Raw genomic sequence first — 11,224 nt, 5'->3', positions numbered from 1 at the left:
GCTGATAAAAGTGAGGAACAGCATAAAGCTGACCAAGCTCAGGCTGATAAAAGTGAGGAGCAGCATAAAGCTGACCATGATAAAGGCCATAAGGATGACGACGATAAGAGTCATAAAGCTGACGACGATAAGAGTCATAAAGCTGACCATGATAAAGGCCATAAGGATGACGACGATAAGAGTCATAAAGCTGACCATGATAAAGGCCATAAGGATGACGACGATAAGAGTCATAAAGCTGACCATGATAAAGGCCATAAGGATGACGACGATAAGAGTCATAAAGCTGACCATGATAAAGGCCATAAGGATGACGACGATAAGAGTCATAAAGCTGACCATGATAAAGGTCATAAGGATGACAACGATAAGAGTCATAAAGATGACCATGATAAAGGCCATAAAGATGACGACGATAAGAGTCATAAAGATGATCATGATAAAGGTCATAAGGATGACAACGATAAGAGTCATAAAGATGACCATGATAAAGGCCATAAGGATGACGACGATAAGAGTCATAAGGATCATCATGAACAAGGTCATGATGATGACAAAGGTAGTGGACAAAAGGATATTCATCATGACCAGAATAATGGACATGAAAGCCATGGAGGTGAACACTATTCACAACATGAAATGCCAGCGGCTGACAATGATGATTGGACAAATGCTATCTCTGATGATGATCACTCTGGTAATTCTGAACCAAGTAATTGGATGGAGGATATTGAAAGTGATCATGATGATTATAGTCAGCACCATGATAATGGTCATGAAAACGATCAGGAGCATGACGTTAATAACAGTGATGAAGGTAATCATCATGACAATGGAGATGGTAGTAATGGTCATCAAGGGGGCGGTCATAACCATCATACTTAGTAGGTTGTTTATGTTGGCATTTAGACCAAAACTCTGCTGGACAAATATTGCGAAAGAGTTTTAGTAGTTTTTTGGTCGCGCTGGTTTATGTGTCAAAGAATAATTTGCAATTTAAAATTGCTTTTTGACATATATAATTATATCAATGAGTTGTGAGCGTAATAATATTTATGTGGGAAACAGATGAATCTTGTAGATAAATATGGGCTTGATGATCCACCATCTAAGTTTAGATTAAAAAAATCTGAGTTAGTTACTGCCACTTTAGCAATTAATCTACTTTCTCTTGCTCTTCCCGTCATGGTGCTTCAGGTTTATGATAGAATCCTTGCTAATCGTAGTGATGGAACTCTAGTGGTATTAGTTGTCGGAGTGTGTATTGCTATTTTCTTTGAAGCTATTTTGAGGATTGCAAGATCCTACACTATGAGTTGGACTGGAGCGGTGTATGAGTACACTTTGGCAGCCAATGCCATGAGGTACTACATCAATGCTGATCCAACGAAGGTTAAAACAGAAGGGGCTGGCAGACAGATACAGAATCTTGGAGCTTTCTCAAAGTTAAGAGATTTTTACGGCGGTCAAACTCTTATTACATCCGTTTGCTATTGTTTTCCTGGTTTTGATTTCGTATTTAGCTGGTATATTGGTATTTGTTCCGATTGCGTTAATTACTATTTTTATGATTATTACTTGGTTTTTAGGCAATAGGCTTATGAAAGCGCTAAAAGCTCAAGGTGTTTGTGATGATAAAAGATACAACTTTATTATTGAAGCTTTGCAGGGAATTCATTCTATAAAATCTTATGGAATTGAAGCTGTCTTTCAAAGACGTTATGAAAAGTTAGAAGAAGATTCAAGTCTAACCAATTATAATGCTTCGCTTATAAGTACAGAGGGTTATACTTTTGGTGTGTTATTTAATGAAGTAATGGTTATTGCGGTTGTCTCTGTCGGTGCACCTATGGTTATTAACGGCGACTTTACTACTGGTGGATTAATTGCAACTGTCCTTCTGGCTGGTAGGTTAATGCAGCCTATTCAAAAAGCTTTATTCCTTTGGACCAATTTTCAGGATTATAGGCTTGCTAATGAGACAGCTAATTCTATATTTTCAATTGACCAAATTCAGCGACAAAAAGCAGAAGTTAATCATGAGAGTGCTGGCACAATTGAGCTTAAAAATGTCAGTTTTGGCTATGGAGCAAACTTGATATTTAGCGATATAAATCTGAGCCTTCGCATACCAGATATTATAGCGATACACGGAGCAAATAATGTTGGGAAATCTACGCTTCTGAGGTTAATTGCTGGAATTTCACAGCCTAGGTCTGGTTCGGTGATAGTGGATGGAGTTCATGTAAGTGATTTAGCTTCCGAAGATTTAGTTTATCACGTAGGATTAATTGCCGCTGAAAGCATAATGTTTCAAGGTACAATTATGGAAAATCTTACGGCTTTTGATGAGTCGAAAGAGGCGAGAGCCCTTGAGCTGGCTGCTATTCTTAATGTTGATAGAGAAATTGCATTATTGCCTCATGGATACGATACTAAAGTGAGTGATGGTTTTGCCGATACTATTGCTCCTGGAATTAAGCAGCGTATTGCGATAATAAGAGTGTTGTTGAACAAACCTAAAATTATTCTATTTAATAATGCTGACAAAGGCTTAGATAGAGAGGGTTACAGCCACCTAATAAAGCTTCTGACCATGCTTAAGGGTAAGGTCACAATGATTGTTACAACAGATGATCAAAACATTAGTAAGTTAGCAGATAGACATTACCTTCTTAAGGATGGTAACTTAACTGAAGTTGAAGCTCAAAGCGCTGCTATCTTTGAAATAAAACCGTATAAAGAGTTGAAGATATGATTACATCAGTTGATTTAGTAGCTGAAGAAGAGCAAGCAACCTATATTGAGACTGATAAGATAGATGAGCTAATGCGTCTGTTTACCATGCATAGTTTAGTTTCCAAGGTAACTGATGATGAAAACTTATATGCAGCTTCTTTGGCTATGCTTGTTTCTTCATTAAACTTAAGTGAAAATGCAAAGCATTTGTTTGAATCTTTACCTTATACGAAAGGTAGAGAAATTGATTTACTAGATATTTTGAATACTATGGCAAATCTTGGGTTTACTAGCCATGACATGAAAATGAATCTGAGAGAAGTTGATGATAGATTAATGCCTTGTTTATTCATACCTGATAAAAAGGGTGCTGTTCCAATAGTCTTGCTTTCAAAGAAAGATGGTGAGATAACTGCTTTTGGTAGCCGTATAAAAAAAATAATAGAATTTCGACCAAAAAGCGTTAAAGGTCATGCTTATTTTTTTGAACGAATAAATCCAGATCAAGTAGAGGAAGATTTTCAAACTAAAAAAGCCGCAGGTATGGCTTGGTTTAGTGTAATATTTAGCCGGTTTCGTCCAATTATGAACGAGATTTTTTTAGTAAGTATATTTATTAATCTCCTAGCTCTTGCTATGCCATTATTTATTATGTCAATTTATGATAAAGTAATTGGTTCTGGTTCAACAGCAAGTTTAAAAAGCATTCTTATTGGGATTGGTATAGCTATATCAGCAGAATCAGTATTAAGGCTGATTCGAATAAAATCTATCATATGGCTAGGTGTTAGGCTTGATAATATTGTAAGTAACACAATTTTTGAGAGATTATTATTAATGAAAGCTACTTATACAGAGAATGCTTCAATTTCGGCGCAAATCTCTCGTATAAAGTCATTTGAGTCTGTGCGTAAGTTTTTTACAGGACCGTTATTTTTGGTCATTATAGAGCTTCCTTTTACTTTAATTTTGTTAACAGCAATTTGGATGTTAACTGGTGTATTAGTGGTTATTCCTTTTGTGGTACTGGCCCTATTTACATTATTATTGTTCTATTATCAGTCCAAAATTCGTGTTGCAATGAGGGCTGCGGCTAGAACTAGCTCGTATCGTCAGCAACATGGAATGGAAACTTTCATAAAAATGCATGCGTTGCATCACAATGGTATGGCTAGAAATTGGTGGATGAAATACAAAGAAAAATTAAGTCAGTCTTCTATAACAAGCTTTAATTCAAATTTCATTTCATCGACAATAGAAACATTAGCTCATTCAGTTTCTATGCTTTCAGGGTTAGCTGTTATTGGATTTGGTGTTCAGTTGATTTGGGATGGGAGTATCACTATAGGGGCATTAGTTGCTACAATGTTATTAATTTGGAGGGTTTTGGGGCCTCTGCAAACCATGTGCTCAATGCTTCCTAGAATCGAACAGTTAAAAAGTAGCATTGATCAGATTAACAGGCTTGTTAATGTAGAAATAGAACGCAAACCTACGGTACTTAAAAGGCCTATAGAGAAACTAAATGGACATATAAAACTGACTAATGTCGGATTACGCTATAGTACAGAAGTTGAGCCTATTTTTGTTGGTTTAGATATAGATGTGCAGCCGGGAGAAGTTATTGGGATTACTGGTGTTAATGGGTCTGGAAAAAGCTCTTTGCTAAAATTAATCAATGGTTTGTATAGGCCGCAAACAGGAACAATAAGAATTGATAATACAAATATCAGGCAATTAGAAGTCATAGAATTAAGGAATTATATTGCTTATTTGCCTCAGATGCCGAACTTTTTTGAAGGTACTATTAAAGAGAATCTACTCCTGGTAAACCCCCTTGCTACGGATGAAGAAATTAACAATGCTTTGATACAAGCCACAGCTATGGATGAAATAGAGGAATTAGAGCACGGCTTAGAGACGGTAATATATGGAAATAATCCATCCTTACCTTCGGGCTTTATATATACATTAAATCTTGCAAGAGTTTTTTTGAAGAAAAGCAACATTATTTTGTTAGATGAATTGCCAAATGCTTCTTTAAATGAAGACGCGGGATCTGCGTACAAAAAACTTATTTCAGACTCAAAGGCGCAAAATAAAACAGTATTTTTTGTTAGTCAACGAGATGACTATATAAAACTTGCGGATAGGGTAATTGTACTTCGTTCTGGGGGTAGGCCTACAATTATGAAATCAGACGAATTTATTAACAAATACGGACAATATTAAATGCTAAAATCATTTGTTAGACTGATAACTGGAAGAAGTAAATCTCACTCAAAAATAGATCAGCTGAGGTATTTATCTCAGTCGGCATTGATTGAAGAAACGTCTGCTCCATATGCGGTAAGAACTACTTTGCTCATGATAAGTCTAGTAGTTATATCTTTGATTATATGGGCTGGATTTACTCAAGTAGATGAAATAGCTGTTACAGATGGTGAGGTTATTCCAAGTAAACATGTGCAGGCTATTCAGCATCTTGAGGGTGGAATTATTGCCGAAATTAAAGTTGTAGAGGGCGAGTTGATTGAAAAAGGGCAAACCATACTAATTTTAGACGGAACGGCGGTCAAGCGTGATTTATCTGCACTGCGGGCGCGTAGAATAGCTTCACAGTACAAAGCTCTCAGGCTTAAGTCTTTCATAAATAACACGACGCCTGATTTTACCGAAATAGAGGGAGAAAAAGCGAACGATGAACTGGTTAATGAGCAGCTTAAGTCTTTTACTAGTATGATAGAAGCTCGAGAGGATGAAAGGGACGTGATAACAGAGCAAATAACCCAGAAACAATCTGCTCTTGAGGGGCTTGAGGAGAAAAAGAAGACTCTCGAAGAGAATGTTAAATTAGTTAGCGAAGAGAGAGGCCTCAAGGAGCAATTATACAAAAAGGGTCATCTGAGTAGGTTCAAGTTTTTAGAAATTCAAAAACAAGCGAATGAGATTAATGGTGAATTGCAAGAAACTGAATCTGCAATAACTCAAGCACAAAATGCAATCTCTGAATACAAAAATAGACTTGACTCTTTAGGCTCAACGTCTATTGATGAAGCTTATAAAGAATTGAGTCTTGTGGAAGGTGATCAGGCTCAGATAAACGAGAGTATAAAAAAACTAGAAGAGCAGGTAGGGCGGTTAGAGGTAAAATCACCTTCATATGGATATGTCAAAGTTTTGAATATTAAGACTATTGGTGGGGTGATAGAATCTGGAAAGATTTTAGCTGAAATTGTTCCACTTGAAGGAAACTTAATAGTAGAAACGCAAATTCAACCTAAGGATATTGGGCATATTAGAACTGGATTACCTGTGAAGATAAAAGTTGGTTCGTATGATTACTCCAGATATGGGGCAATAAATGGTGAATTGATTTATATTTCTGCAACAACATTTGTAAAAGATACTGGTGTTAGATATTATATGGGAAGAGTTTCTCTTGCTAGGAACTATGTTGGTTCGGATCCAAAGAAAAATTTAATTGTTCCTGGAATGACTGTGCAAGCAGATATTGTTACAGGGAGTAAATCTATACTTGCGTATTTATTAAAACCGATTCGTAATTCTGTAACAACAGCATTTTCAGAAAGATAGTCATCAAAGGTTAGTTATTGTATGGTATTAATAAAAAACGAAACGCTCAGCCCTTCGATAATTCTTGTTGTAGATGACGATAGAACTACGCTTATGACACTTGAAGCAAGATTACAAAGTCATGGATATAAAGTTTTAACTGCAATTAGTGGAAAGTCTGCGTGTGAGATTATAGAAAAAGAGCATTTAGTAATTGACGCAATACTTCTTGATAGGATGATGCCAGAGATGGATGGTCTTCAAGTTATTGAATGGCTAAAAAGGCAAAACAATCTTACAAAACCTCCTATTATTATGCAAACAGGTTCAGATAGGCCTGATCAAATAAAAGAAGGTATAGATGCTGGAGTATTCTATTACCTTACTAAACCTATTGCAGAGGAGGTTTTACGATCAGTTGTTTCATCTGCAGTTAAAGAATCTAAACAAAAGAGAGTTTTAAGAGCTGAGTTAAGCGGTCATAGAAGTAGTTTTCAGCTTATGAATAGAGCAGTGTTTCATATTCAAACTATCTCGGAAGCAGAAAATATATCTTGCTTTGTGGCGAACTGTTTTCCTGATCCAGAAGCTGTGTTACCGGGCGTTGCAGAACTAATTGTTAATGCTATAGAACATGGTAATTTATCTATATCTTATGACGATAAAACTGCTTTGTTACTTTCGGGCAAATGGCGAGAAGAAATGGATAAAAGAGCTCAATTACCAGAGAATACAGGTAAGAAGGCGGAAGTAGATTTTGTAAAAGATGGTAATAAATATGCAATTAAAATTTCTGATCAAGGCAAAGGTTTCTTTTGGCAAAAATACATGGATGCTGACCCGTCTAGGGCTTTAGAGAGTCATGGAAGAGGAATTGCTAGGGCAAATATGATATTTTCTAAGCTGCAATATAATAAAGAGGGAAATCAAGTTCTAGCAACAATAGATAGTACTATGAAGTCAACAATTGACTGGTAGATTAAATGAGAAATGTGCTAATTTGCAATTTGGTATTGTTTTTAGCCTACTTTGTTCCTGGAAAGCTAGGTTTTTTACTAGCGTTACCTCCTGATAACTCGACCGCAATCTGGCCATCTTCTGGTTTTGCTTCAGCGGGCATTATATTGCTTGGATATAAAGCGCTACCTGGTGTTTTTTTGGCTCCTTGATACTAAACTTGATAAATTTAAATCAAAGATTATCACTATTAGAAATTTTCTCACCAGCGGTATTAAACTCTCTAACTGCGCCTGGGTTTATTGCTATTGGCGCCACTCTTGAATCCTTTACAGTCTCATATATTATCCGAAGATTTATTGGATTCCCTAGTTCATTGTCACATTGGCGTGACGCCTTAGTTTTATTTTTGGGAGCGGGATTAATTGGAGCAATCCCATCCCCCACTATTGGAATTACTATGTTTTATCTTAAGGGGTTTATTGCCTCTAGTGAATATTGGTATAGTTGGTGTTCTTGGTGGATTGGAAATAGTTTAGGAATAATTGCTATTGCACCAGTGCTGGTTACTTTGTTTTCACCGAAAAAATATATTAGTAGCAGGCGAAAACTGTATATCGCTGTTCCATTACTTGTGATGCTAAGTGTGATTGCATTAGTGTTTAATAGTACAAGTGTATATGAGGTAAAGAAGCTTCAACAAAATCTAGAGTTACAGGCAAAAAATGCTACTATTAAGTTCGAGCATGAAATAGCGGTTAAAATTAAAGAGATAGAAGCGGTCAAGAGCTTTTTTGACGCGTCAGAGTTTGTTGATAGACTAGAATTTAGAGAGTTTGTTAAAAATTTTGTTGATAATTCGTCTACACATTCACTGCAGTGGGTTTTTAAGGTTAACCAAAATGATATCTCTTCTTTGATTGAACTTACTAAGAAAGATGGGGTTGAAAATTTTGCTATTACTAATAAGGGGGGTCAAAACGTTAAGCAAAGGTCAAATAAAATTTATTATCCAGTATTATACTCTGAGCCGTATAAGACAACTATGCACCACATTGGTTTTGATATGGCATCTGATGATAATTATAAAGCTGCGTTAGAAACTGCAGCAAAAACTGGAAAAATTGTAGTAGCGCAGATATACGTACAAGATCAAAATAATATTATGTTTACTGTTTTTAGCCCAGTTTATAATAATAAGGATAAAATTGTATCCGCAGAAGGCAAAGAAAAGAACCTAAGTGGATTTATAGTCGGAACGTATAAATTAGATAAAATTATTAAGAGTTTTTCTGAGGAATTAAAGATCAAAGGTATTGACGTTACTATTTTTGATCATGCGTCGCCTAGGACAAACGAAGTTGTAATATATAAATCTTTTGAAAAAACTCCAGAAATTTTGCTGTTTGCCTCAACCTCTATTGATGTAGGAGAAAGAGTTTGGACAATAAAATTTGAACAAACAAAAGAATATTTAGTTGCTAACAAAGAATGGCACCTTTGGTACTTGTTACTTGTTGGTTTAGGTATTCAAGCTTTAGTTTCCATACTAACCTTAATTATTACTGGTTATTCAGATACGATTGAGGGTTTTGTTAAAAAGCAAACTTTTGAGTTAAAGGAGAGTGAGACTAGATTCCAGTTGGCTGTAAAAGGTACAAGGGATGGAATTTGGGATTGGGTCGATACTTCAAAAGAGGAGCAATATTGGTCTCCCCAGTTTTTTAAATTGCTTGGGTATGAACCGAATGAATTAGAGGCAACTCGCTCAAATTTCATGAAAATAATACATCCGGATGATGTTGAAAAGGTTGAAGCGGTTTTTAGTTCTCATATTTTCAAAGGTAGAACCTTTGATATTGAGCACCGTATGTTTAAAAAATCGGAAAAATATAATTGGTACCAGTTTAGGGGTATTATTATAGTGGATCAGGATTATGCCACTAAGAGAATGACTGGTTCTATTACGGATATAAGCGATAGAAAAAGTACTGAGAAAAAACTCAAGCAAGCTAAAGAAGAGGCTGAATCAGCTACTAGGATGAAATCAGACTTCTTGGCAACTATGAGTCATGAGATAAGAACTCCTATGAATGGGATAATAGGAACGACAGAGCTTGTGTTGGATACAAACTTGACTCCACAGCAAAGAGGCTACATGGATAATGTTCTTTATTCAGCAGAAAATTTGCTTGAGATACTAAATGACATTCTTGATTTTTCTAAAATTGAAGCTGGTAAGATGGATTTAGAGATGAATCCATTTGATTTTAAAAGAGCTGCCCAAGAAGTTGTTGATTTGTTAATACCAAGAACTTTAAAGAAAAACCTTAAATTGAGTTTGATATATAAAAAAGATACCCAAGAATATTTAATTGGGGACTCAATGAGAATTCGTCAGATTTTATATAATTTAGTAGGTAATGCGATTAAGTTTACTGAAGCTGGAAGTGTCACTATTACAGTTGAGAATCAGGCAGCTGTTATTCCCCCAAAAGGGAAAGCTATGATAATGGTTTCTGTTCAAGATACTGGAGTTGGTCTTACTAAGGAGCAAAGGCGCTCTATATTTAACAAATTTGTACAAGCTGATAGTACAACTACTAGAAAATTTGGAGGAACGGGCCTTGGTTTAGCTATTTGTCAAATGTTGGTATCAATGATGGGTGGAGAAATTGGTGTGGATAGTGAACCGGGGCAAGGGTCTATTTTTTCTTTTACATTATTGCTTGATATAGCTTCAAAAGATAGTATCGAAGATAAATCACTGATAATTGTAGATGACCTAGATCATGGAATAACTACTCCAATTAGGGTGCTTATGGCCGAAGATAATCGTATTAATGCTGAGTTTGCGAAAGAAATGCTAGAAAAACTTAAATGCGACGTAGTATCAATAAGGAATGGTAAAGAGGCAGTAGACATTCTGCAAAAAGATAGAGAATTCCATCTGATATTTATGGATTGCCAGATGCCAATTATGGATGGGTTTGAAGCAACTAGACAAGTTAGAGAATATGAGAAAAAAAATAATCTAACGCATATTCCTATCATTGCTCTTACTGCAAATGCGATGAAAGGTGATAAAGAGAGGTGTATACAGGCGGGTATGGATGATTATTTAAGTAAACCAGTCAGGCAAAAGAATTTTGCTGAGATGATTAGAAAATGGCTTTTAAATAAGGATAGTAATAGTTGAATAGATGTGTGATTAAAATTGAATTCATCAGTGTTATTAATTCAGTTCAAAAAACTATACCATACCGAAAAACTTGTAAATAGTAGTATTTATGATTAATAATAAAATTAAGTAAAAGAGATATGTAATACGACTAGAAGAAGTATTTGTAAGAAGCAAATATTTTTGTAAATATAGAAGAATAACTAGGCGAGAAAAATTATGACAAACTCACAAACAGATATAATAAACATGCATACTATTGCGGAAGCAAAATCGCTTATGAATAGTCGTTTTCCTATGATGGTTAAATATTTTCTTGAGGATACACAAATGTATTTAGCAGAAATTGAAAAGGGAGTGCAAGAAAAGAATGTAGAGATGGCCATTTCTCCGGCGCACACAATAAAATCCTCTGCAAAACAACTTGGCGCTGAGAGAGTATCCGTTATTGCTAAAGCTATAGAAGAATTGTGTAGAAATATTTCTGAGAATGGTTATTCTGGTTTTGACGAGTTCGAAACATTGTATGACCAACTAAAGAAAGAAGTAGATATTGCTACTCCTGAATTAAAAAAACTCTGTTGACTAAATACCCTAATAAACTTTATAAACGTCAATTTATAGTAAGTCTGTAATTCGGGTGAGTAAATTCCACGACACCTTAATATGGAAAATAAGCGTAGCGACTATAGTTAGTCTCTCCGTCAAAACTCTAAATTTTTGATATAATTTCAAGAATTTCAAAAATAAATCACCGCACATTCATTTTTT

General features: G+C 35.4%; 8 protein-coding genes. All 8 read left to right on the top strand.

The window, feature by feature from the left end:
• A partial coding sequence (locus tag Megvenef_RS04150; protein ID WP_458693241.1) for a hypothetical protein occupies positions 1-885 on the top strand: 885 nt, incomplete at its 5' end.
• A 183-nt stretch (positions 886-1,068) separates the two neighbouring features.
• A complete protein-coding gene (locus tag Megvenef_RS04145) occupies positions 1,069-1,596 on the top strand; it encodes a 6TM ABC transporter family protein (protein WP_322776729.1) in 528 nt (175 codons plus the stop codon).
• Positions 1,508-2,758: an ATP-binding cassette domain-containing protein gene (locus Megvenef_RS04140; RefSeq protein ID WP_322776728.1), complete on the top strand. Its 1,251-nt coding sequence runs from the start codon at positions 1,508-1,510 to the stop codon at positions 2,756-2,758. The genes Megvenef_RS04145 and Megvenef_RS04140 overlap by 89 nt, the downstream gene beginning before the upstream one ends.
• Complete coding sequence (locus Megvenef_RS04135) at positions 2,755-4,971, top strand: peptidase domain-containing ABC transporter (protein WP_322776727.1); 2,217 nt, start codon at positions 2,755-2,757, stop codon at positions 4,969-4,971. Before Megvenef_RS04140 ends, Megvenef_RS04135 begins: the two co-directional genes overlap by 4 nt.
• Positions 4,972-6,336, top strand: a complete 1,365-nt coding sequence (locus Megvenef_RS04130) for an HlyD family type I secretion periplasmic adaptor subunit (protein WP_322776726.1) — start codon at positions 4,972-4,974, stop codon at positions 6,334-6,336.
• Positions 6,337-6,357: 21 nt separating this feature from the next.
• Positions 6,358-7,293, top strand: a complete 936-nt coding sequence (locus Megvenef_RS04125; RefSeq protein WP_322776725.1) for a response regulator — start codon at positions 6,358-6,360, stop codon at positions 7,291-7,293.
• 187 nt (positions 7,294-7,480) lie between these two features.
• Positions 7,481-10,471: an ATP-binding protein gene (locus tag Megvenef_RS04120; protein WP_322776724.1), complete on the top strand. Its 2,991-nt coding sequence runs from the start codon at positions 7,481-7,483 to the stop codon at positions 10,469-10,471.
• Positions 10,472-10,672: 201 nt separating this feature from the next.
• Complete coding sequence (locus Megvenef_RS04115) at positions 10,673-11,038, top strand: Hpt domain-containing protein (RefSeq protein WP_322776723.1); 366 nt, start codon at positions 10,673-10,675, stop codon at positions 11,036-11,038.
• Positions 11,039-11,224 lie beyond the last annotated feature (186 nt).

Source organism: Candidatus Megaera venefica, from assembly GCF_034554655.1.
Lineage (GTDB): Bacteria > Pseudomonadota > Alphaproteobacteria > Rickettsiales > Rickettsiaceae > Megaera_A > Megaera_A venefica.
The sequence above is the reverse complement of the archived record's forward strand: the minus strand, read 5'-3'. Positions and strand labels throughout refer to the sequence as shown.

Excerpts from the sequence above, each read along its gene's own strand:
- Megvenef_RS04130 (WP_322776726.1), top strand. The coding sequence starts at position 4,972 with ATGCTAAAATCATTTGTTAGACTGATAACTGGAAGAAGTAAATCTCAC.
- Megvenef_RS04145 (WP_322776729.1), top strand. The coding sequence starts at position 1,069 with ATGAATCTTGTAGATAAATATGGGCTTGATGATCCACCATCTAAGTTT.
- Megvenef_RS04135 (WP_322776727.1), top strand. The coding sequence starts at position 2,755 with ATGATTACATCAGTTGATTTAGTAGCTGAAGAAGAGCAAGCAACCTAT.
- Megvenef_RS04125 (WP_322776725.1), top strand. The coding sequence starts at position 6,358 with ATGGTATTAATAAAAAACGAAACGCTCAGCCCTTCGATAATTCTTGTT.
- Megvenef_RS04115 (WP_322776723.1), top strand. The coding sequence starts at position 10,673 with ATGACAAACTCACAAACAGATATAATAAACATGCATACTATTGCGGAA.